This window comes from Massilia scottii (assembly GCF_030846495.1).
Lineage (GTDB): Bacteria > Pseudomonadota > Gammaproteobacteria > Burkholderiales > Burkholderiaceae_D > Telluria_A > Telluria_A violaceinigra.
In genome coordinates this window covers 1-21,906 of sequence record NZ_JAVCWM010000033.1, presented here as the reverse complement: position 1 = coordinate 21,906, position 21,906 = coordinate 1, and the positions used below count along the sequence as shown (strand labels likewise).

Annotated in this window: 19 protein-coding genes; 15 read left to right on the top strand and 4 right to left on the bottom strand. The window is 64.4% G+C overall.

The genetic code is table 11. The features are described 5' to 3' along the window. Positions 1 to 33 precede the first annotated feature (33 nt). The 7 genes from RBA41_RS29365 (at position 34) to RBA41_RS29335 (ending at position 6,894) form a co-directional block, all read left to right on the top strand. Positions 34 to 1,101: an OmpA family protein gene (locus RBA41_RS29365; RefSeq protein WP_306627915.1), complete on the top strand. Its 1,068-nt coding sequence runs from the start codon at positions 34 to 36 to the stop codon at positions 1,099 to 1,101. A 239-nt stretch (positions 1,102 to 1,340) separates the two neighbouring features. Next, the gene (locus tag RBA41_RS29360; RefSeq protein WP_306627914.1) at positions 1,341 to 2,411 is read left to right on the top strand and encodes an OmpA family protein; all 1,071 of its coding nucleotides are present in this window, start codon (positions 1,341 to 1,343) and stop codon (positions 2,409 to 2,411) included. 158 nt (positions 2,412 to 2,569) lie between these two features. Continuing rightward, a complete protein-coding gene (locus tag RBA41_RS29355; RefSeq protein ID WP_306627913.1) occupies positions 2,570 to 3,622 on the top strand; it encodes an OmpA family protein in 1,053 nt (350 codons plus the stop codon). A gap of 222 nt (positions 3,623 to 3,844) precedes the next feature. Then, a complete protein-coding gene (locus RBA41_RS29350; RefSeq protein WP_306627912.1) occupies positions 3,845 to 4,609 on the top strand; it encodes an OBAP family protein in 765 nt (254 codons plus the stop codon). 174 nt (positions 4,610 to 4,783) lie between these two features. After that, positions 4,784 to 5,203, top strand: a complete 420-nt coding sequence (locus RBA41_RS29345; protein WP_306627911.1) for a hypothetical protein — start codon at positions 4,784 to 4,786, stop codon at positions 5,201 to 5,203. Positions 5,204 to 5,680: 477 nt separating this feature from the next. Continuing rightward, positions 5,681 to 6,217, top strand: a complete 537-nt coding sequence (locus tag RBA41_RS29340) for a PAAR domain-containing protein (RefSeq protein ID WP_306627910.1) — start codon at positions 5,681 to 5,683, stop codon at positions 6,215 to 6,217. A gap of 8 nt (positions 6,218 to 6,225) precedes the next feature. Further along, complete coding sequence (locus tag RBA41_RS29335; protein ID WP_306627909.1) at positions 6,226 to 6,894, top strand: lysozyme family protein; 669 nt, start codon at positions 6,226 to 6,228, stop codon at positions 6,892 to 6,894. A gap of 174 nt (positions 6,895 to 7,068) precedes the next feature. Here RBA41_RS29335 and RBA41_RS29330 read toward each other — a convergent pair whose 3' ends face one another. Beyond that, entirely contained in the window at positions 7,069 to 8,016 is a 948-nt protein-coding gene (locus tag RBA41_RS29330; RefSeq protein ID WP_306627908.1) for an SMP-30/gluconolactonase/LRE family protein, read from the bottom strand. A gap of 93 nt (positions 8,017 to 8,109) precedes the next feature. Here RBA41_RS29330 and RBA41_RS29325 point away from each other — a divergent pair, with 93 nt between their 5' ends. Next, the gene (locus tag RBA41_RS29325; protein WP_306627907.1) at positions 8,110 to 10,326 is read left to right on the top strand and encodes an NHL repeat-containing protein; all 2,217 of its coding nucleotides are present in this window, start codon (positions 8,110 to 8,112) and stop codon (positions 10,324 to 10,326) included. A gap of 43 nt (positions 10,327 to 10,369) precedes the next feature. Here the strand turns inward: RBA41_RS29325 and RBA41_RS29320 are convergent, their stop codons facing one another. Together RBA41_RS29320 and RBA41_RS29315 are read right to left on the bottom strand one after the other, a co-directional pair. Next, complete coding sequence (locus tag RBA41_RS29320) at positions 10,370 to 11,032, bottom strand: CCXG family PEP-CTERM protein (protein WP_306627906.1); 663 nt, start codon at positions 11,030 to 11,032, stop codon at positions 10,370 to 10,372. 359 nt (positions 11,033 to 11,391) lie between these two features. Next, positions 11,392 to 12,681: a D-amino acid dehydrogenase gene (locus tag RBA41_RS29315; protein ID WP_306627905.1), complete on the bottom strand. Its 1,290-nt coding sequence runs from the start codon at positions 12,679 to 12,681 to the stop codon at positions 11,392 to 11,394. A 102-nt stretch (positions 12,682 to 12,783) separates the two neighbouring features. Between RBA41_RS29315 and RBA41_RS29310 the strand changes: the two genes are divergently transcribed. Beyond that, positions 12,784 to 13,284 (top strand): Lrp/AsnC ligand binding domain-containing protein, encoded by a 501-nt coding sequence (locus RBA41_RS29310; protein ID WP_306627904.1) that lies wholly within the window; start codon positions 12,784 to 12,786, stop codon positions 13,282 to 13,284. Here the strand turns inward: RBA41_RS29310 and RBA41_RS29305 are convergent. Then, positions 13,281 to 14,138, bottom strand: a complete 858-nt coding sequence (locus tag RBA41_RS29305) for a pirin family protein (protein WP_306627903.1) — start codon at positions 14,136 to 14,138, stop codon at positions 13,281 to 13,283. The two genes, RBA41_RS29310 and RBA41_RS29305, sit on opposite strands and share 4 nt — an antisense overlap. A 151-nt stretch (positions 14,139 to 14,289) precedes the next feature. Here RBA41_RS29305 and RBA41_RS29300 point away from each other — a divergent pair, with 151 nt between their 5' ends. From RBA41_RS29300 to RBA41_RS29275, 6 genes are all read left to right on the top strand, one after another. After that, entirely contained in the window at positions 14,290 to 14,577 is a 288-nt protein-coding gene (locus RBA41_RS29300) for a DUF378 domain-containing protein (protein WP_306627902.1), read from the top strand. Positions 14,578 to 14,694: 117 nt separating this feature from the next. Continuing rightward, a complete protein-coding gene (locus RBA41_RS29295) occupies positions 14,695 to 16,200 on the top strand; it encodes a dipeptidase (RefSeq protein WP_306627901.1) in 1,506 nt (501 codons plus the stop codon). Between the two features lie 410 nt (positions 16,201 to 16,610). Continuing rightward, the gene (locus RBA41_RS29290) at positions 16,611 to 18,398 is read left to right on the top strand and encodes a glycoside hydrolase family 2 TIM barrel-domain containing protein (RefSeq protein WP_306627900.1); all 1,788 of its coding nucleotides are present in this window, start codon (positions 16,611 to 16,613) and stop codon (positions 18,396 to 18,398) included. A gap of 95 nt (positions 18,399 to 18,493) precedes the next feature. Further along, complete coding sequence (locus RBA41_RS29285) at positions 18,494 to 21,124, top strand: NAD(P)-binding protein (protein ID WP_306627899.1); 2,631 nt, start codon at positions 18,494 to 18,496, stop codon at positions 21,122 to 21,124. Between the two features lie 174 nt (positions 21,125 to 21,298). Continuing rightward, on the top strand, positions 21,299 to 21,478 hold the full coding sequence (locus RBA41_RS29280) for a hypothetical protein (RefSeq protein ID WP_306627898.1): 180 nt from the start codon (positions 21,299 to 21,301) through the stop codon (positions 21,476 to 21,478). A 174-nt stretch (positions 21,479 to 21,652) separates the two neighbouring features. Beyond that, on the top strand, positions 21,653 to 21,906 hold a 254-nt coding region (locus tag RBA41_RS29275), incomplete at its 3' end, for a helix-turn-helix domain-containing protein (RefSeq protein ID WP_306627897.1).

Below are 21,906 nucleotides of genomic sequence, written 5' to 3'. Positions count from 1 at the left end.
CAGGCCGATCCCTTTTTTGTTCCACTGCCCGCCATGACCAAACAACGCAACGCCGCCCTTTGCCTGTCGATCTTGCTCGCCTTTGCCGTGACCGGATGCAAGCCGAAAGCACCGGTCGAATCCGTGCCGGCGCCCGTTCCGGCGCCCGTGGCAAACGCCCCCGCCCCTGCGCCGCCTGCCGTGGTGCCAGCGCCGGTGGCCGCCACGCCGCCGCTGGCGGCCGCCAGCGCCGACGTCGTCGACCTCGACCAGATCGCGGTCATCAGCAAGCCGATGCCGCCGTTCCCGTTTGTCGATTACCCGGAAAACATCGGCGAACAGAAACAGCAAACCAAGGCGTCCGACTTCGACCAGTTGCACGTGATCGTCGGTAACAAGGTGCAGGCCGTCGAAGGACGTTTCCGGCGGATGGTGTTTGAACTGGCCGATGCCAAGGTGTCGCGCTTCCAGGCGCTGCGCGATTACGCCAAGGCGGCAACCGACATGGGTGGTGTCAAGGTCAATACCAGCAAGCCGAAAGACGAGGCGTTCGAGAAGGTGAATGGCCCTTTCACCGATGCGATGGCCAAGAAGCTGGATTATCCGAATGAGAACTACAGCTACGAAACCTATTTTTTCCCGACGCCGACCGGCCGCAAATGGATGCTCATCATGGCCAACGATAACAGTGTGCGCGTCACGTCCATCGAAGAAAAACAGACAGCATCGATGGTGAAGATGGTGACCGCCGCCGTCATGAAGTCGGAACTCGACAGCAAGGGCCGGGTGGCCCTCTACATTAACTTCGACACCGACAAGGCGGCGATCCGGCCGGACGGCAAACCGGCGGTCGACGAAATCGCCGCGCTGATGAAAAAGGAAACCGCGCTGCACCTGTCCGTCGAAGGGCACACCGACAATGTGGGCGACAAGGCCCGTAATGCAATCCTGTCGCGCGAACGCGCGCAGGCGGTGGTACAGGCCCTGGTAAGCGACGGCATCGATGGCGCCCGCCTGAACGCCGCCGGCCACGGCTCGGACAAGCCGCTGGTGGACAACGGCAGCGAAGAGGGCCGCGCAAAGAACCGCCGCGTCGAACTGGTCAAGGTCGTCAAAGGCTGACCATTGGGGGCGCGCAGCGGCGCCGCTGGCGCTCCCCGCGCTGTCCCGCAGCACCGGCGGCATCCGGCGATGTGCCCGGTGCGCGCTTGCCGCCAAGGGAAAAGCGAACCGGTAAAACCCCGCCGCTATTACCGATTGCGATTGATTAACACCCGTGTATGATCGCCTTGTTTTTATGTAATCTTTATTTAAACCCCTGCACCGTCAGGCCCATCCTCTTTTCGCTCCGACTGCCCGCCATGACCAAACAACTCAACGCCGCTCTTTGCCTTTCGATCTCGCTTGCCTTCGCCGTGACCGGATGTAAGCCGAAACCGCCGGCCGCACCAGCCGAGGCGCCTGTCGCCAGCGCGCCGGCCGTGGTGGCGCCCGCGGCGCCTGCGCAAGCGCCAGCGCCAGTGGCCGCGGCCACGCCGACGCCGGCGGCCGACAGCACCGGCGCCGGCGCCGACCTCGATAAGATCGCGGTCATCACCAAGCCGTTGCCGCCATTCCCGTTTATCGATTATCCGGCGGCCATCGCCGAGGGAGACAGGAGAACCGAGCAATCCGACTTCGATCAAAAGCACCTGATCGTCGGTAACAAGGTGCACGCCGTCGAAGGGCGCTTCCGCTTGATCTCGTTCCATTTGTCGGCTGCGAAGATTTCAAAATTTCAGGCACAGCGCGATTACACCAAGGCGGCGGTGGACATGGGCGGCGTGAAGGTCAATACCGTCACCCCGGACGATGATAAATTCGTGGAGGCGCATGGCGGCGACAGCTATGCCCTGGACAAGAAATTGGATTTCCACGGCAACTCCAGCAGCTATGACGTGTACTTCGTTCCGACCCCCACGGGCCGCAAATGGATGCTCATCATGATCAACGACAGCGGCGTGCGGATCCTGTCCGTCGAAGAAAAACAGACTGGTTCGTCGGTGAATATGGTGACCGCCGCCGTGATGAAGTCGGAACTCGACAGCAAGGGCCACATTGCGCTGTACATTAACTTCGATACCGACAAGGCGACCCTGCGCCCCGACGGCAAACCGGCGGTCGACGAAATCGCCGCGCTGATGAAAAAGGAAACGGCGTTGAATCTGTCGGTCGAAGGCCATACCGATAACGTGGGCAACAAGGCCCGCAACGTGACCCTGTCGCGCGAACGCGCACAAGCCGTGGTGCAGGCCCTGGTGAGCGATGGCATCGACAGCACCCGCCTGAGCGCCGCCGGCCATGGTGCGGAAAAGCCGGTGATGGACAATGGCAGCGAAGACGGCCGTGCAAAAAACCGCCGCGTGGAGCTGGTCAAGGTCGTCAAAGGCTGATCGTTAGTCCGGGCGCGGCAATCGGCCGCGCTACCGGAGCGCCACGCTAAATCGCTGCGATGACCGTTGCGGTAGATCGGCCGCACGCCTTGCTTGATGTAGTTCTTTTACTTTTTCCTGCACCGCCAGGCCAATTCATTTCATTACGATTGCACGACATGACCAAACAATTCAACGCCGCTCTTTGCCTGTCGATCTCTCTTGCCTTTGCCCTCAGCGGATGCAAGCCGAAAGCCCCGGCCGACGCGCTGCAGGCGCCAGTGGCAAGTGCACCGGCGAGCGTGCCGGAAGCGGCCGCCGCACCGGCAGCGCCCCCGGCGCCGGCCGCGGCCAGCGCTGCCGCCGTTGTCGACCTCGACAAGATCGCCGTCATCGCCAAGCCGGTGCCACCGTTCCCGTTCATCGATTACCCGCCAGCCGTGGATAAACAGTATTACAGCACCAAGGAGTCCGATTTCGACCAGGTGCATCTGATCCTCGGCGATAAGGTGCATGCGGTCGAAGGGCGTGTCCGAGCCATCCACTTCACTTTGGACAAGGCCAAGATCTCGCAATTCCAGGCCCAGCGCGATTACACCAAGGCGGTGCTGGACATGGGGGGCATCAAGGTCAATACCGCCAAGCCGCACGACAGTGCGTTCGTTGCGGCCCATGGCGACGATAAAAGCGAACTCGATAAAAAGCTGCGCTATGAGTTTCATACCTATTCCTATGAGGCGTATTTCTTGCCGACCGCGACCGGCCGGAAATGGATTGTGCTGATGGTGAGCGACGAAGCTGTGGATGTCATTTCCGTCGAGGAAAAACAGACCGCGTCTTCGGTGAAGGTCGTGACCGCCGCCGCCATGAAGTCGGAACTCGACAGCAAGGGCCATGTCGCGCTGTACATCAACTTCGACACCGACAAGGCCGCCATCCGCCCGGACGGCAAGCCGGCGGTCGACGAAATCGCCGCGCTGATGAAGAAGGAAGCCGCGCTGCGCCTGGCGGTCGAAGGCCACACCGACAACGTGGGCGACAAGGCCCGCAACGTGACCTTGTCGCGCGAGCGCGCGCAAGCGGTGGTGCAGGCCCTGGTCAGCGACGGCATCGACAGCGCCCGCCTGAGCGCCGCCGGCCATGGTGCGGAAAAGCCGGTCACGGACAATGGCAGCGAAGAGGGCCGGGCAAAGAACCGCCGCGTCGAACTGGTCAAGGTTGCCAAGGGCTGACCGCTCCCATGGGCGTCGATGCGGTAGCGGGCGCGGACGGCGGCATCGATGAAAAAAAACATAGGCAGCGCGCCCGGTGCTGCCTCGGCCTCCAAAACGTGACTCCGGCATCATCTGTGTCGCTCCCGTAACGCGTGGCGCAAAGCGCGCGGCTGCGCTACCGTATTAGTGAACAAACGGCGTGGGCACCGCCACGCCGTCACATTTTTCGGGAGCCGTTGCATGACACGCACGCATCTTTCCATGGCGCTGGCAGCCCTGCTGCTGTCGATGTCCCCAATCCGGGCACAAGAAAAAGTGGCGCCCCCACAAACGCCGCCCGGGGCCGACAAGGCGCCCAAGACCATCGCCCTCGAAGCCGGCGCCAAACTCTTGCAAAGCAATAGCCCGGTTGCCGGTTTCGATATCTATCTGGTCGGTTTCCACCCCATGAAGGACCATCCCGAACACCAGATGGAAGCGCATCATTATTGCCACCAGATGAACGAGGATTTCGCCCAGTGCGTCCTGTTCGACAGCAACACCAAAAAAGCGAACATGCACGGCGTCGAGTACATCATTTCCGAGACCTTGTTCGAGACCTTGCCCGCCGAGGAAAAGAAATTCTGGCATCCGCACAACGGCGAAATCCTCAGCGGCCAGCTGATGGCGCCCGGCATCCCCAAGATCGCCGAAAAAGCGCTGATGAAGTCCAAGATGAACAGCTACGGCAAAACCTGGCACGTATGGAATACCGGCCACATGGGCCAGCCGAACGACAAGCTGCCGATGGGCGAACCCATGCTTGCGTGGTCCTTCAGCCGCGACGGTGAAGCCCAGCCCGGCCTGGCTGAAGAGCGCGACCGCCGCATGAAGCTCGACACCGCCAGAACCCGCAAGGAGCGCGCCGATCTCGTCAAACTGGCCAGGCCGCAAGCGGGCACGGACGACCTCAAGGGCAAGTTCGCGCGCCCGACGCGCGAGATTCCTGGCGTAACGAATAAGTAAGCGAACTGAATGGCGATCAGATAAAAGACGGACAACTCTTACATGCATGGGGCGAGTTGGCCGATGGGCCCGGGTGAGGCAGGGCGCTAGGATACGCATCACCGGCTGCACGCGCACGCGATCGGGCATGTGCGGCCGTCCACCATCCACCGTACCATGCAAAGGAGCTGCGACATGAACAAACTTCCTCTCGTAAAGAATTTGGCGTGTATGTTGCTGGCGGCAGTCTCGCTGGCGGCGTGTAAAAATGACGGGGCCGGGCCGGGCACCAACGGCGACACCGCCCCATCGGCAACCGTGGCCGGTAGCGGCGCCGGCAACACGACGACGGGCGCCACCGGCGGCACGGCAACCTCGACCACGCCCGGAGCGGAAGGGAACACCGCAGCCACGCCAGGCGTCAATGGGGGCGGGAACAGTGCGACCGGCACCAGCGGCACGGCCGGTTCAACCTCGATGAGCGGTAGCGATGGCAATACGGGCGCCACGGGGACAGCCAACGGCACCAGCGGCACCAGCGGCACCACCGGCACCACTGGCATGGGCACCGGTACCAATGGCGAAGCGGGTAGCGCCAAGCCGAACGGCCAATAGCCCGGGTAGCGGCGGGCGCATGCTGTCCGCCCGCACTTCGCCCGCACTTGGGCGTAGTCCTGTGACGTTGGCCGCCGATTGGAGGCGCAGCCGCCGTGCGGCGCGCGCCTGTGCGATGTGCGCATTTGCCGGCAAATAGCGCATCAGCGTATCGCCGGCATCAACCTGTTACGCCCGTCCCGCACAGCGCCAAGCGTTGCAGGCAGTCGTTTGCCGAACGCCTCCAGGCAGGCGGCCTACTGCCTACCGATGGGTAATAGTTACACCCCTGTTCAGACTGCTAGCTAGCAATGGTTTGCTTGAGCGATGTCAAGCCTCCAACAGCGTCGAAACGTAACCTTGGCATATGTCAGGCGCCCCGGTGCCGCTAACGCCAGCTTGTTTATGTCGTCGCAAAGGAAGAGCCATGAAACTGACCTCCCACCCCGTCGTTCCCGCAGGAGCCAGCCGCCGTCCAGCCACGCGGAGCCTGCCGCAATGAGGCGCTATACCATCACCCTCGGGGCCACCACGACCGCCGGCGGGCGCGTCATGTCGGCCAGCGGCAGCGGCTGCATCAACGGCGTGCCCATCGCACTCGAGGGCGACCTGGTAGCCTGTCCCGCATGCAAGGCGACCGGGCGCATCCTGTGCGTCGGACCGCGCATCCCCGAAATGTCCGACGGCAAGCACGTCGCGCTCGAAAACGATTTGTGCACCTGCCGCTGCTCGCCGCCGCCCAAGCTGCTGCCGGTGCAGATCATGCGCAGCCAGGTGCTCAAGGATACCGGGCGCGCCCTGTCCAATACCAACGACAGCGACCCGTCGTACCCATCCCGCGGCGCGCCGCGCGGCCCCAGTTTCAACGAGCGCTTCGTGCTGCTCGACGAAGAAACCGGCGACCCGCTGGTCCACAAGGAATACGCGGTGGTACGCGCCAGCGGGCAGCTCGAATTCGGCACCTCGGACCGCAACGGCTACACGCACTTGTTGTCGACGACTGCGGTGCCCGAGTCCGTCGAAATTTTTGTCTAGGAAGCAGCATGAGCGCGACCCTCATTTCGCCGTCCGGCGCCGTCCTGCACCACCGGGCGCGCGTGAGCACCACGCCGGCCGATGAAGCCGAAGCGAAGGCGGTGCGCATCCGGCTCGAAAAAGCATGCCGGCTTGAAGAAAATCGCGTCTACCTCAAGCAGCCCAACATCCGCGCCTTCCTGCGCGCGATGTGCCACAGCCTTGGCGGCGGCGTCGATTTTCTCGATGGCGCCATCCGCGGCCGGCGCAGCGACCCGTGGCGTTTCACCGATTTTTCCACCCATCCCGGCCCCGGTCACGACGGCAAGGGGACCGCCGCCGGCCTGTACCGCATCACGCGCGAGATATGGGAAGAGTACGGCGCGCGCATGGACCTGACCGACTTCTGTGCCGAAACGCAGGAACTGATTGCCGTGGAAGTGCTGCGGGGATTGGGTGTGCTGGGAAAAATCCAGGCCGGCGATATCGACGCCACGCTGGTGATGGTCTCGGCCTGCTGGCCGGGCTTGCCCAAAACGCCAGCCAGCCAGGCGCGCTTTGCGGCGCCGGACGCGGCGTACGAGAGCTTCCTGCACAAATACGGCGAGTGCGGCGGAACCATCAACCCGCCGGCCGGTGACGGCGCGCGCGGCCAGTCGGGCCCGTCGCGCCCGGACCTGCCGCCAGCGCGCCCTTAAGCCGCCGGCCGCCCGCGCCGCCGCGTCACTCCAGGCTGTCCCACGGCGCGCATCGCTGCATCATGATTGCGCTCCGGGCCTGCGTTTGCAGCGATGCCGGCATCCTCGCTACCTTGTTGCCAGCGCCACGGCATCGCCGCCATCGTTGTCGCCAGCGCCTGGCCGGTTTGGTGCTTACTGCGCCGCTTTGACGCCGCCGGCCTGGCGCTGCTGCCATTCCAGTCCCGGACGCGCCACGCGAAATTGCAGCAGCTGCCCGTTCTCCACCTCGGTCACGTACGCGGTGCGGCCATCCGGTCCGCCGAAACTGATATTGCTCGGCTTCTTGCCGGGCAGGGCAATCTCGGCCAGGATGCGTCCCCGCGGCGACATCTTGACCACCGTGCCTTTGCCGATGCGCGTCACGTACAGGTTGCCGTCGACATCGACGCGCATGCCATCGAGCCCGAAATCGGCAAAGCTGGCGATGCGCCGCTTGCCGCCGAGCGTGCCATCGGGCGCAATGGCGAACGCCCAGACATGGCGCTGCACGCTCTCGTTCACATACAGGGTGCGCCCGTCCGGGCTGACGTCGATGCCGTTGGCGGTGCCGAGCTGGTCGGCCGCGAGCGTGACCTTGCCGTCCGGATCGATGCGCCACACGCGACCCGTATTCTTCTTCCAGTCCGGATCGCTCGCATAGATGACGCCGGCCGCCGTGATGGCGAGGTCGTTCGGCTGGCTCATGGCGGCCTCGCGCGCATGGACGGCGATGGCGCCGCTGGCCGGGTCGATGCGGTAAATCGTGTGTTCCACATAGTCGGCCACGAACATCGCGCCATCCGGCCCGAAGCGGATGCCGTTGGCCACGCTGGTGCCGGGCAGGGTTGCGAACACCTCGGCCTCGCCGTTCGGCTTGACCTTGCCGATGGTTTGCTGGCGCGCGAAATTGACTGCGTACACATTTCCGGCGGCATCAACCGCCGGACCTTCCACGCCGGAGGTGAACGATTGGGACGCCGTCAGGGCGCTGGCCACGTGCAGGCGTTCTAGCGTGGCCGGAGGCGCGCCGGCGGCCACGGCGTGGCCCGCCTGGCAGGCGGCAAAGGCCAGCGCGCACGCCAGCCGGGTCGAGGTATCCATTGAACTCCGATCGGGAAAAATGCCGGTCATCCGGCCGGCACCTAGTGTACTTGATGATGAGGTAAGCTTCGTGTTTTGATAATGCTGAGCCAGGTGACAAGTTTGAATGGTAAATACACGAAGCCGCTGGTGATAGCGGCGGCCATCGGCGCCATTGGCGCGGGCGGCGCCTGGTACGCGCTGCAACCGGGCGGGCAGCCGGCGGTCCGCAAAGTGGCGGCCATGGTCGGCATCAAACCGCAGCCGACCGTGCTGGGCTGGCCGGTGAGCATCGGCACCGTGGCCGGCAGCAGCGGCAGCGCCGGATTCGCCGATGGCGCCGCCGCGCAGGCACGCTTTTCCGACCCCTTCGGCCTGGTGATCGACCGTGATGGCAACGTGTTCGTGGCCGATGCCGGCGACAACAACCGCATCCGCAAAATCACGCCCGAGGGCGTCGTCTCCACCCTGGCCGGCGGACGCGAAGGCTTTGCCGACGGCACTGGCGCCGCCGCCGGGTTTCACACGCCGTCCGGCATGGCCATCGATGGCGCCGGCAACCTGTACGTCGCCGATACCGGCAACAACGCGATCCGCAAGATCACGCCGTTTGGCGTGGTCAGCACCATCGGCGGCACCGGCGTGGCCGGCTACCGCGACGGCAAGGCGGGCGAGGCCCAGTTCAACGGACCGGTCGGCGTGGCGGTCGACAAGGCCGGCGTGGTGTACGTGGCCGACACCTACAACGACCGCATCCGCAAGATCGCGCCCGACGGCACGGTCAGCACGCTCGCCGGCGGCGCGCCCGGCTACGTCGACGGACCGGCGGCTGCCGCCCAGTTCGACACGCCCACCTCGGTCGTGGCCGACGCCACAGGCAACCTGTATGTGGCCGACACCAGCAACGGCGCGGTGCGCAAGCTGGCGCCGGACGGGCTGGTAAGCACCCTGGCCATTGCCCCGGAAGACGCCGAAAAACCGCTGCTGCGCCGCCCGGTCGGCCTGGCGCTCACGCATGACGGTTTTCTGTACGTGGGCGATATCTGGCGCGGACGCATCCTGCAGGTCGGCCCCGACGGCAGCTTGCGCGGCCTGACCGGGATTGGCGTGGACATCGACATCGGCGACGACAAGTCGCCGCGCTTGAGCCGGCCGAGTGCGATTGCGCTCGACCGCGTCGGTGCGCTGTACGTGGCCGATGCCGTGAAGCGGACCGTGCACCGGATCTCGCCGCGGCCCGACGGCGCGACCGCCGTGCTGGCGCCCAAGGCGCCGGCGCTGGTCGCCACGGGAAGCGCGCCGGTTGCGTCCCAGCCGGTTCCGGCGGCGGTGGCAGTGCCCGCAGCGCCGGCCGGGCGCTTTCCATGGCCGTTCAAGCCGCAGGACCAGCGCCACGAAGTGGTCGGCACCATCGGCGAAGTGCGCGGCAGTTACGGTGGCGAAAGCCGGCATCACTTTCACAGCGGCCTCGATGTCCAGGCCAACATGGGCGTGCCGGTGCTGGCGGTGGCCGACGAAAAGGTCAGCAGCCCGGTGCCCAACTGGGCCTTCGGCGACGTCGGCGAAGGCATGAGCGTCGACAGCATGGCCTACATCCACATGCGGGTCGGGCGCACGGTCAAGGATGCGCCGCTCGACCCGGCGCGCTTCATCATGCTCGACAACGAAAAGGGCAAGGCGGCGCGCATGCGCGTCAAGCGCGGTACGCGTTTCCATGTGGGCGAAGCGCTCGGCACGGTCAACCGCATGTTCCACGTGCACCTCGTGTACCAGCCTGGCGGGACGGAAGCCAATCCGCTGACCCTGCCGTTCACCGGTTTCAGCGACCAGGTGGCGCCGCGCATCGACAAGATCGGGCTGGTCGACGCGGCGGGTACGGCGCTGCCGCGCAAGCCGGGCAAGCGGGTGATGGTGGCGCGCGGCGCGGGGCCGCTGGGGATCGTGGTCGATGCCTATGACCAGGCCGACGGCAATGCCGCGCGGCGCAAGCTGGGTTTGTACAAGGTTGGGTACCAGGTGCTGCAGGCGGACGGCACGCCGGTTGCCGGATTCGACAAGCCGCTGATCAACATCGAATTCAACAAGCTGCCGCCGGACCCGGAAAGCGTCAAGCTGGCGTACGCCGACAACAGCGGCATCACGGTGTACGGCAGCGCGACCACGCGGTTCTTGTATGTGGTGACCAACACCGTGCGCGACGGCGTGGCCAAAACCGGGGGGTGGGACCCGGCCGCGCTGGCGCCGGGCGACTACCTGATCCGCATCTTCGCGGCCGATTACGTCGGCAACGAAGCGCTCAACGGACGCGATTTGCCGATCACGGTGGAGTGAGGGGCCGTGGAAGCCGAGATGAGACCGGCCTCCCGGCCGCTGCTCAGGCGTTGTTTTTTGCCGGCCGATCGCGGCGGCGGGTCATGAACCCCAGCATGGCCATGCCGGTCAGGAACATGGCATAGGTTTCCGGTTCCGGAACCGCGCTGACCAGATTGTCCGACGTGCTGAAGCTGGTGAATGTGCCGACTGGCGCCATGAACTGCGCTTGCTGGGCGCCATCGCAGCATCCCTCGAAGCCGTAGATGGTCAGTGTGTGGTTGCCCGCGCCCAGGTTCACCGTGGCACCGAAATACTGCGATGGATTCGTGTACTGGCCGTCCCACCACATATCGTGGCTTTTTGAGTCGAGCGCCACATCGTTCACGAACAGCGCGCCGCCGTAGCCGAAATCGACGCCTGCGCGGAATTGCCACAGGCCCGCATTGGCTTCGCTCACGCCGAAGCTGATGGTCGACTTGAGCGCGAAGTTACTGCCGCCACCGAACAGGCTGGCGTGAGTGATGTTGCTGTACGAATCGACCGTTTTCCTGGCGTAGGCAGGGCCCTGCAGCGCACCGTTGACGGCGCCCTGATAGGCCGCTGCGTCGGCCAGGATGCCGGACGGGGTGGCGGAAGCCGATTCGATCACGATCGTGCTTGCGCCGGCATTGCCGGCAAGCGCCAGGGAAACGGCAGCCAACATCCATGAGAGTTTCTTATTCATATTTTTTCCTGGACAAGGACCGCGCGCGCAAACGCTGCGCGGTCGGGATGAAAGAGAGTTTTCGCTCCGCACGAGCGTCCAAGGCATGCGATGGACGGTCAGTCTGGGTGCTGGCGCTGAATCACGGTGGACCGGATAGTCATCCGGTGCACGAACAGTAGTCAAAGAGTAACATAGATGCGCGGTGGAAAAACATTGCTCGCATGTGTGTTTACGTTTTACAACTGCCCAAACTCCTACGGCTGACCTCCAAACGCTTACAACCGGGGTCAGAGCTCCAATCAGCAACAAAAATATTGCTAATCAGAGCTCTGACCCCGGTTGTAGGTGCTTTTACTGCTGTAGTAGGGGTTTTGGTGTCAGGCGTTGGCGAGGTCGAGCCGCCCGTCGCTGCCGCGGCCGTGGTAGCGGCCGGCCGACAGGTCGTCGAAGCGGATCGCCGGGCGCTTGGCGGACATCAGGTCGGCCAGCATCTGCGCCGAACCGCACGACATGGTCCAGCCCAAGGTGCCGTGCCCGGTGTTGAGGAACAGATTGCCCAGCGCGGTGCGCCCGACGATCGGGGTGCCGTCCGGTGTCATCGGCCGCAGCCCGGTCCAGAACGTGGCGCGCGCGCTGTCGCCCGCGCCCGGAAACAGGTCGTTGACCACCATTTCGAGGGTGGCGCGGCGGCGCGGATTGAGGCGCTGGTCGAAGCCGGCAATCTCGGCCATGCCGCCGACGCGGATGCGGTCGTCGAAGCGGGTCACGGCAATCTTGTAGCTCTCGTCCAGAATGGTCGAGACCGGCGCCTTGCTGGCGTCCGTGATCGGCACGGTGATCGAGTAGCCTTTCATCGGGTACACCGGAATGTCGACGATCGATTTGAGCAGCGCCGTCGAGTGCGCTCCGAGCGCGACCACATAGGCGTCGCCCTGCACCAGTTCGTCGCCGCAGTGCACGCCGCTGATCGCGTTGCCTGTCACCGCCAGGCGGTCGATGGCGACGTTGTAGCGAAAGCGCACGCCCAGCGCTTCGGCCATCCCGGCCAGGCGCGTGGTGAACAGCTGGCAGTCACCGGTCTCGTCATTGGGCAGGCGCAGGGCGCCGACCAGCTTGTCCTTGACCAGCGCCAGCGCCGGTTCGGCCTGGCCGAGCTGGTCGCGCGCGAGCAGTTCGTAGGGCACGCCGGAATCCTGCAGCACCTTGATGTCTTTTTCCGCACTGGCAAACTGCTGTTCGGTGCGGAACAGTTGCATGGTGCCGCGCTGCCGGCTTTCGTAGCTGATGCCGGCTTCCTCGCGCAGGGTCTTGAAACAGTCGCGGCTGTACTCGGCCAGGCGCACCATGCGTTCCTTGTTGACCGCGTAACGGTCGGCCGTGCAGTTGCGCAACATGTCCCACATCCATTTGAGCTGGAAGCTGGTGCCGTCGGGCGTGATCGACAGCGGCGCGTGGCGCTGCAGCATCCATTTCATGGCCTTGAGGGGAATGCCGGGCGCCGCCCACGGGGAGGCGTAGCCGGGCGAAATCTGGCCCGCATTGGCGAAGCTCGTTTCCAGCGCCGGACCGGGCTGGCGGTCGAGCACGGTGACGTCGTGGCCGGCCTTGGCCAGGTAGTAGGCGGTGGTCACGCCGATAACGCCGCTGCCCAAAATGACGACACGCATGGTCTCTCCGGAGAAAAATAAAGGATTCAAGAATTTCCGCTATATTATTGCGATTCAACCAGTCTTTGTTCACGTATAACTGCATTTATTTAGTGGAATTTCATGCGAATCGTTAAAGAGTCGACCCGCAGCCTCGATAAGCTCGACCGCCACATCCTGCGCATCCTGCAAAACGAAGGCCGCATCTCGATGAAGGACCTGGGCGAGCGGGTCGGCTTGTCGGTCACGCCCTGCATCGAGCGCGTCAAGCGCATGGAGCGCGACGGCGTCATCAGCGGTTATTACGCGCGCGTCGACCCGGCCGCGCTGGGTGCCAAGCTGCTGGTGTTTGTGGAAATTACGCTGAACCAGAAATCGGCCTCGGCCTTCGAGCAGTTCCGGCGCGAAGTGCTGCGCATTCCCGAGGTGCAGGAATGCCATCTGGTGTCGGGCGACTTCGATTACCTGATCAAGGCGCGCATCCACGAGATGGCGGAGTACCGCAAGCTGCTCGGCGACATGCTGCTGCAGCTGCCGGGCGCGGCCCAGTCGAAGAGCTATGTGGTGATGGAGGAGATCAAGGAGACGCTGGTGCTGTCGACCGAGGCGCTCCTCCAGCCTTAGCGCAGGGCCTGGAAACGCCCGGCCTCGACGTCGGCGATGGCGGTCTGGATTTCCTCGCGCGTATTCATCACGAACGGTCCGTGCGACACCACCGGCTCGCCGAGCGGCGTGGCGTGGCCGAAAATCAGGAGGGCATCGGTCTCGGCGCTGATGGTAAGGGCGTCGCCTTCCTCGTTCAGTTCGGCCAGATGGCAGGCGTCGGCGCGGTCGCCGTTCACCTCGATGGTGCCGCGCACCACATACAGGAACACGTTGCGCGCGCGCAGGTCCGGCACGTGCAACTGGCCGCCGGCGCGCATCGCCACCGTGCTCATGAAGACGCCGGTCAGCGAATGCACCGGGCCCTGCTTGCCGTTCCACTCGCCGGCGATCAGGCGCAGGTCGACCTTGCCGGCGTCGAGTGCGATGCCCGGAATATCGCCTTGCTGCAGCCCGGTGTAGGCCGGCGCGGTCATCTTCAGGCGTCCCGGCAGGTTGATCCACAACTGCAGGATCTCGAGCTGCCCGCCTTGCTCGCGAAATTCGGGCGGCGATACTTCGGCATGCACGATGCCGCTGCCGGCGGTCATCCATTGCACGCCGCCGGCGCCGATGATGCTCTCGTGCCCGGCGCTATCCTTGTGCATCAGCGTGCCGTCGACGATGAAGGTGACGGTCTCGAAACCGCGGTGCGGATGCGGTCCGAACGGCAGGCCGCGGTTGCCCGGCGGGTAGTGCTGCGGTCCGTGATGATTGAGGAACAGGAAGGGATCGATCTGGTCGGCGTACGGGCCCGGCAGCGGGCGCTGGGTCAGCAGGTCGCCGATGTCGTCGCGTTGCGCCGGATGCAGGCGCTTGATGCTTTTTTCGCTCATGGGCTCACTCCTTCGATGGTGGTGTCGTCCCCCACCATACCTGAAGTGCCGCGCGCGCGGCGTCGGCCTGCACGATGGCGAAAACTTTATGCCCCGGTTTGCTGTCCTACCGGGACCCCACCATTCTGGTGGAGACCACAAGGAGGCAATAATGGCAACAATGAACGCACCCGCAAACGAACGCCGCCACATTCCGGAACGCCGTAACTCCGGCAGCGCGTTGCACTCGACTCACTTTTCCGTCACGGACTGGGTGGCGATGGTCTTGATGATCGTCGGCGGCATCAACTGGGGCCTGGTCGGGGCCTTCGAGTTCGATCTGGTGGCGGCGCTGTTCGGCGATCGCACCATCTGGTCGCGCCTGGTATATGCGCTGGTCGGCATCGCGTCGCTGTACGGTATTTACCTGCTGAGCAAGATGGCCGCGCGGCAGCATTAGCGTCCCCGCGCTTGCGTCCCCGCGCTTGCGCCCCGCGCTTGCGTCCCGCGCCTGCGCCGGACGGCCGGCGGTGATAGACTTTGACGTTACGCAAACTCAACGTCCAGGATCGTCACCATGCGCCACTCGTTCGTCCTCGCCAGCCTGCTGTGCTGCCTGAGCACCGCTGCCGGCGCCGCTCCCCCGCCACCGGGGGATGCGGCGTTGCGCGCGGCCGCCCATGCGGCGGCAACCTATCGCACCGCGGTCATCGACAGCCTGGCGAAGATGGTCAGCTTTAATACAGTCGCCGACAAGGCGGTGCCGTTCGAGCGCAATCCGCAGCATCTCGGTTTTAAAGGCTACCTCAAGAGCGAGGCGGAGCGCCTCGGCCTCGACTACACCGACCATGGCTATGTGATGGTCATCGGCCTGGGCAGCGGCAGCGAGCGGGTCGGCATCATCACGCATGGCGATATCCAGCCGGTCGATCCATCCAAGTGGAAAAAGTCGCCCTTCGAGCTGGACAAGACGAGCGAGGCCGGACGCCTGATCGGGCGCGGCACCGAGGACGACAAGGGACCGATCGCCACCGCCCTGTACGCGATGAAGGCGATCAAGGACAGCAAAGTGGCGCTGTCGAAACGGCTGGAACTGTATGTGTACATGGCCGAGGAGTCCGACTGGGGGCCGCTGACCGAGTTTCTCAAGACGCACCAGCCGCCCCAGGTGAATATCACGCTCGACGCCGAGTATCCGGTGGTGACGGCCGAGAAGGGCTACGGCACGATCAGCGTGACGGTGCCGGCGCAGGCAGCGGCGCCGGCGGGCACGGCATCGCTCGTCGCCTTCGGCGGCGGCTTTTTCGGCAGCCAGATTCCCGAAGACGCCAGCGCCGCCATCGAGGACGCCACGGCGGAACTGGAGGGGCGCATCCGCCAGCGCGCGACGGCCCAGGGCGGCATGCGCTACACCTTCAGCCGCCAGGGCAAGCAGCTGCTGGTCAAGGCGCAGGGCCTGTCGGCGCACTCGTCCAAGCCGGAAGACGGCGTCAATGCGATCAGCATGCTGGCCGACGCCCTCAATGTCCACCCGTGGCCGAACACCACGGCCGGCGCCATGGTCAATCTGCTCAACGACCTGATTGGGACCGGCATTTACGGTGACAAGTTCGGCAAGATCGCTTACCGCGATAAATTCATGGGGCCGATGACGGTGGCGCCGACCGTCATCAAGCAGGGCGATGCCGGGATCGCGCTGCACGTGAACCTGCGCCGTCCGCAAGGCAAGAGCACCGAACAGCTGACCGGCGAAGTGAACGAGGCGCTGACCCAGTGGCAGGCGCGGCGCATCGCGCTGGCCGATGTGAAGGTCGAGATCACGGAACCGTGGCTGCAGAAAAGCGCGCCCCAGGTGCCGACCTTGCTGTCCGTGTTTTCCTACTACACCGGCATCAAGAATCCGCGCCCGATTTCCATCGGCGGCGGCACCAATTCGCGCCTGTTCCCGAACGCGGTCAGCTTCGGCCCGACCATGCCGGGGACGGTGTATTCGGGGCACTCCGAACATGAATTCATCACCGTCAAGCAGCTGATGCTGAATCTGCAGATGTACACGGCTGTCATGGTCGAACTGGCCAAATAGCGCCGGCATCCAGGCGGGCGGCGCGGCGCGCATCAGGCCGCGCGCGCCGCGTCCGCGTCTCCGCTTGGTTCGCACCCGTAAAAACGCCGATTTGTGATGTAGGCAGCAGCCTACTTTGTGTAACCAGTTTTGCCATCTTCAAGTCCACGGCATCACTTCTCCCTCTCAGGTAAACCTTTGCGTTCAATATGATTGAACGCCACTGGTTACAAGCCATTTTCACCTAGAAATCTTGCCTTCGCAGGGCGTGGAAATGCGCAAAATTGACGTGCTAGCATCCGTTCCCTGTCCGCGATAACGGCGCTTGTTCGCGGCATGGAGCGGCGCGCCAGCTGCCCGCATAGTGCGTTCTGCAGCCTGGCGCCGCACCAGCGCGCAACGTCATTGCAAGCCCACGACGAGGAGCACCAATGCGTCAATTCGAGTACCCGCGACCGCAGCTTGTGCGTGAGCACTGGATCAGCCTGAACGGGCCGTGGAAATTCATGTTCGACGATGAACGGCGCTGCCGCATGCCCAATGGCGCGACCGAGTGGACGCACCAGATCGAGGTGCCGTTCGCGCCGGAATCGCGTGCCAGCGGTATCGGCGACACGGGCTTCCACACGGTGTGCTGGTACGAACGCACGTTTCATCTGGCCCCGCACGCGGGGCACACCCTTCTGCATTTCGGCGCGGTCGATTACCGCGCCCGGGTCTGGGTCAACCAGCACCAGGTGGCCGAGCACGAGGGCGGACACACGCCGTTTTCGGCCGATATCAGCGGCGTGCTCAGGGAGGAGGGCACGCAGGTCGTGACGCTGTGCGTCGAGGACGACCCGCACGACCTGGCCAAGCCGCGCGGCAAGCAGGACTGGCTGCTCGAAGCGCATTCGATCTGGTATCCGCGCACCACCGGCATCTGGCAGACGGTGTGGATCGAGCAGGTGGCGTCGACCTACATCCAGAGCCTGCGCTGGACGCCCATCTTCGAGACCTACGAAATCGGCTGCGAGATCTTTGCCACCGGCGACATCACGGAAGACCTGTTTGTCGAGGTCAAGATCTGGCACGGCGCCAATCTGCTGGCGGACGATCACTACAAGCTGCTCGGCAACGAAGCCAACCGCAAGATCGCCTTGTCCGACCCGGGCATCGACGACTCGCGCAACGAACTGCTGTGGAGTCCCGAGCGTCCCACCCTGCTCACTGCCGAGGTCAGCCTGCACTATCGGGGCAGGGTGCTCGACATGGTGCATTCCTACACGGCGCTGCGCTCGGTGGCGATCAACCGCGACCGCTTCATGCTCAATGGCCGCGCCTACGCGCTGCGGCTGGTGCTCGACCAGGGCTACTGGCCCGAATCGCTGCTCACGGCGCCGTCGGACGCGGCGCTCAAGCGCGACGTGGAGCTGGCCAAGGCCATGGGTTTCAATGGCGTGCGCAAGCACCAGAAGATCGAAGACCCGCGCTATCTGTACTGGGCCGACCGGCTCGGCCTGCTCGTGTGGGAAGAAATGCCGTCGGCCTACCGCTTCAGTCCCAAGGCCATCACGCGCATGGTGCGCGAGTGGACCGAAGCCATCGAACGCGACTACAGCCATCCCTGCATCATCGTCTGGGTTGCCTTCAACGAATCCTGGGGCGTGCCGAATCTGACCCTGACCCAGGCCCACCGCAACGCGGTCGAAGCCCTGTACCACCTGACGCGCACGCTCGACGCGACGCGGCCGGTGATCGGCAACGATGGCTGGGAAGCGTCGGCCACCGACATCCTCGGCATCCACGACTACGACTGCAATCCCGACCGGCTGGCCGCCCGCTACACCACCAGCGAACCGACGCGCACCCTGTTCGACCAGCGCCGTCCGGGCGGACGCATCCTCACCCTGGACGGCTTTCCGCACCGGGGCCAGCCGATCGTGCTGACCGAATTCGGCGGCGTCGCCTTCGACCGGCACAACGGCAGCGCGCGCACCTGGGGCTACTCGCGCGCCCATACCGAAGACAGTTTTCTCGACCTGTACCGGCGCCTGCTGGCGGTGGTCAACACCACGACCATGTTCAGCGGCTTTTGCTACACCCAGTTCAGCGACACCTTCCAGGAAGCGAACGGCCTGCTGTGCGCCGACCGCACGCCCAAGGTCCCGCTCGAACTGATCAGCGCGGCCACGCGCAACGACGATGAAAAGGAGGACTGCTACCCGGGAATTGCCTGACCAGCCGCTTACACCACCCGCGCGGGACGGCGCCGCGGGTCAGCCTGACGCACCACTTTTCCAACACACGCCCGGGATGGGCGAAAGGAGCCAGCATGTCTACAATCATCGTCTTTTGCCACCTGCGCTGGGATTTTGTTTATCAGCGGCCGCAGCAGTTGCTGTCGCGGCTGGCGCAACATTTCCGCATCCTCTTTGTCGAAGAGCCCGTGCACGATGATGGCGACAGCTTCATGGAGCAATCGATTCCGGTTCCCAATGTGACCGTGTGCCGGCCGCATACACCGGTGCATGCGCCCGGCTTCCACGACGACCAGATCCGCCTGCTGCAGCCGATGCTGGCCGGCCTGGTCGAGCCCGGAGAACAGCCGATCGTCTGGTTCTATACGCCGATGGCCCTGCCGCTGCTGCAGGAGCTGCATGCGGCGCTGGTCGTGTACGATTGCATGGACGAGCTGGCGGCGTTCAAGAATCCGCCGCGCCAGCTTCTGCAGCGCGAAACGGCCCTGCTCAACCTGGCCGACCTGGTGTTTGCCGGCGGGCCGAGCCTGTACCAGGCCAAGCGCGAGCGCCATCCCAACGCGCACTGCTTTCCCAGCAGCGTCGATGTGCGCCACTTCGCGCTCGCGCTCGGGCGCGACAGGAATCATCCGCTCCAGGCCGGCATTGCCGCGCCGCGCCTGGGCTTTTACGGGGTGATCGACGAGCGTTTCGACGCGCCGCTGATCGGCGCGCTGGCCGACGCCCATCCGGACTGGCAACTGGTGATGGTGGGGCCGGTCATGAAAATCGACCCCGCCAGCCTGCCGCAGCGCCCCAACATTCACTATCTTGGCCAGCAGCCTTACGAAGCACTGCCTGGCTTGCTGGGCGGCTGGGACGTGTGTCTGCTGCCGTTCGCCCTGAACGAGGCCACCCGGTTCATCAGCCCGACCAAGGTGCTCGAATACATGGCCGCCGAGCTGCCCATTGTCAGCACCGACATCGCCGACGTCGCCCGTCCGTACGGCCACGTGGTTGCGATCGCGCGCGATACGGACGGCTTCCTGGCAGCGTGCGAGGCGGCCATGGCGATGACGCCGGAGCGCCGTGCCGCCATGGGCGCCACCATGCGCGCCATCGTGGCCGGTACGTCGTGGGATGTCACGGCGCACGCCATGCGCCGCCTGCTGGCGCAGACCAGGCCCGGCCGCAGCACGACGGGGCGGTTCAGCAACGCGGGCAATGCAGGCATGGCCGCCAGCGGCTGCGGTGGCGCCACGGTCAACTCGCTGCGCTCCCAGAGCGGGGCGCAGAACGTGCAGGCTGTCATCGTCGGCGCCGGTCCCACGGGATTGTCGGCCGCGTACCACCTGGGCGAGGGCACTGTCCTGCTCGACAAGAATGCGAGCGTCGGTGGGTGGTGCCGGTCGATCCACGACCAGGGCTTTACGTTCGACCATGCCGGCCACATCATGTTCTCCAACGATCCTTACGTGCTGTCGCTGTACGAGATGCTGCTTGGCCCCAACCTGCACTGGCAAAACCGCGAAGCCTGGGTCTACAGCAAGCAGGTGTACACGCGCTATCCGTTCCAGGGGGCCCTGTACGGCTTGCCGCCGAAGGTCATCACCGAATGTATTATCGGCGCGGTCGAAGCGCGCTTCGGCAGCATCGACGGCGCGGCGGCGCCACCGTGTGCGGTCAAGCCGGTGGAGGACTGCTGTGCCGACGGCACCGTCGAGGTCGCGCACGGTACCGCCAGCATCACGCCGCGCAAGCGCGAGAGCCAGAATTTCGAGGAATTCATTTACAAAGTCTGGGGCCGCGGCATCGCCGAACATTTCGCCATTCCTTACAACAAGAAGCTGTGGACCGTTCCGCTCAGCGAGATGGAAACCTCCTGGCTGGGGGGCAGGGTGCCGCTGCCCGACCTCGAAGAAATCATCGAGGGCGCGCTGGAACCGGTCGCCAAACCGATGGGGCCGAATGCCCGCTTCGGCTATCCGCTTTCCGGTGGTTTCCAGGCGCTGATGTCCGGCTTCCTGCCGCATATCAAGGGCCGGATCGAAATGCAAGCCGAGGCGGCCCAGTTGCTGCCGCGCGAACATCTGCTGGTGATGGCCGACGGCAGCCGTTACCGCTACGACCACCTGATCAGCACCATGCCCTTGCCCGAGCTGATCAAACTGATCGGCAGCGAGGCACCGCAGGACGTGCGCGACGCTGCGGCGCTCTTGCGTCATCTGTCGGTCCGCTGCGTCAACCTTGGCGTGGCGCGCGAGAACATCACCGACAAGCATTGGATCTACTACCCGGAAGATACGATTTTCCACCGTATTTTCGTCCAGGGAAACGCCAGTCCCCATTGCAACCCGCCCGGGGGATTCGGGCTGACCTGCGAGATTTCCTATTCCCCATGGAAACCGCTGCCGCTCGATGGCCAGGCGCTGATCGACCGCTGCATCGAAGACTGCATCAAGGTCACGATGCTCAGGCCGGATGACCGCATCATCACCGCCAGCCTGGTCGACATGCCCTATGCGTATGTGGTCTACGACCACGCGCGTGCCGCCAACGTGGCGCGCGTCAAGGCGTGGCTGGCGCGCTACGACATCCTGCTGGCGGGGCGCTACAGCGAATGGGAGTACTACAACTCCGACCATGCTTTCATTGCTGGCAAGAAGGCAGCGGAGGCCGTGCTTCGGCAGCGCGCCGATGCGGCGCAGAATGTCGGATCGGAGTGAAAGATTGCGGCAAGCCTGACCAGGGAATGGAAGCTCCACAAGTTGAATTGGCGAAAGCGTTGACGGAGGCTCTGCCTCGACCCTGGTCGTGGCTTGCTTTTTACCTTGGCCGTGGCGCTTGTCGATGCACGGCCGCTGGAGTGTCTGACTTCACCTCCCACCAGACTTGCAGCAGTGAACATCGAAATCGGATTGGAATGGGAATCGGAGTTGGATGCGCGCGCAAACGGTGGCGGCAATGATCGCGACAGTGCGAGCGCGGGAAAGACGTCATTTCTGCAAGGGGAAGTTATTTCTTCAACAGCAATGACAGCGTTACGTTTCAACGCGTCAGTACGCGCAACGGCGCAATGAAACGGCACCAGTCAGCAGCACGTGGCAACGAGAGGTATTTCTGCAAGGCGCTAGCAAGAGGATACGCTGAGGCATTGGCAGGCGACAGTAAGAGGCAACGGCGCGCGGCACTAAGTAATTGCGCAAAAAATGCTGTCAAATCCTGCATGCGGAGCTTCATGGGGATTTGCAGTGATGAAACGGTTGAAATTGAGTAAGGAAGAGAAACAGACGCTATCGGACATGGGCATTTACCATCCGCATGCGCGTACGCGTAGGCGTGCCCAAGGCGTGCGGATGCTGGGCCAAGGCATGACGTTGCAGCAGGTGGCCGATGAATTCGCAGTTCATCTCAATAGTGTCGAGCACTGGAAGCAATGTTGGCTTCGTTTGGGCTTGGTCGGCTTGTACGAAGGTCGGCATACCGGTCGGCCGCCGTCGTTGCCGCT

What these genes read in the sequence shown, in the direction of transcription:
- RBA41_RS29295 (WP_306627901.1), top strand. Translation starts at nt 14,695, where the DNA reads ATGCGCCACTCGTTCGTCCTCGCCAGCCTGCTGTGCTGCCTGAGCACC.
- RBA41_RS29305 (WP_306627903.1), bottom strand. Translation starts at nt 14,138, where the DNA reads ATGAGCGAAAAAAGCATCAAGCGCCTGCATCCGGCGCAACGCGACGAC.
- RBA41_RS29350 (WP_306627912.1), top strand. Translation starts at nt 3,845, where the DNA reads ATGACACGCACGCATCTTTCCATGGCGCTGGCAGCCCTGCTGCTGTCG.
- RBA41_RS29360 (WP_306627914.1), top strand. Translation starts at nt 1,341, where the DNA reads ATGACCAAACAACTCAACGCCGCTCTTTGCCTTTCGATCTCGCTTGCC.
- RBA41_RS29335 (WP_306627909.1), top strand. Translation starts at nt 6,226, where the DNA reads ATGAGCGCGACCCTCATTTCGCCGTCCGGCGCCGTCCTGCACCACCGG.
- RBA41_RS29330 (WP_306627908.1), bottom strand. Translation starts at nt 8,016, where the DNA reads ATGGATACCTCGACCCGGCTGGCGTGCGCGCTGGCCTTTGCCGCCTGC.
- RBA41_RS29320 (WP_306627906.1), bottom strand. Translation starts at nt 11,032, where the DNA reads ATGAATAAGAAACTCTCATGGATGTTGGCTGCCGTTTCCCTGGCGCTT.
- RBA41_RS29300 (WP_306627902.1), top strand. Translation starts at nt 14,290, where the DNA reads ATGGCAACAATGAACGCACCCGCAAACGAACGCCGCCACATTCCGGAA.
- RBA41_RS29285 (WP_306627899.1), top strand. Translation starts at nt 18,494, where the DNA reads ATGTCTACAATCATCGTCTTTTGCCACCTGCGCTGGGATTTTGTTTAT.
- RBA41_RS29340 (WP_306627910.1), top strand. Translation starts at nt 5,681, where the DNA reads ATGAGGCGCTATACCATCACCCTCGGGGCCACCACGACCGCCGGCGGG.
- RBA41_RS29290 (WP_306627900.1), top strand. Translation starts at nt 16,611, where the DNA reads ATGCGTCAATTCGAGTACCCGCGACCGCAGCTTGTGCGTGAGCACTGG.
- RBA41_RS29345 (WP_306627911.1), top strand. Translation starts at nt 4,784, where the DNA reads ATGAACAAACTTCCTCTCGTAAAGAATTTGGCGTGTATGTTGCTGGCG.
- RBA41_RS29315 (WP_306627905.1), bottom strand. Translation starts at nt 12,681, where the DNA reads ATGCGTGTCGTCATTTTGGGCAGCGGCGTTATCGGCGTGACCACCGCC.
- RBA41_RS29355 (WP_306627913.1), top strand. Translation starts at nt 2,570, where the DNA reads ATGACCAAACAATTCAACGCCGCTCTTTGCCTGTCGATCTCTCTTGCC.
- RBA41_RS29310 (WP_306627904.1), top strand. Translation starts at nt 12,784, where the DNA reads ATGCGAATCGTTAAAGAGTCGACCCGCAGCCTCGATAAGCTCGACCGC.
- RBA41_RS29365 (WP_306627915.1), top strand. Translation starts at nt 34, where the DNA reads ATGACCAAACAACGCAACGCCGCCCTTTGCCTGTCGATCTTGCTCGCC.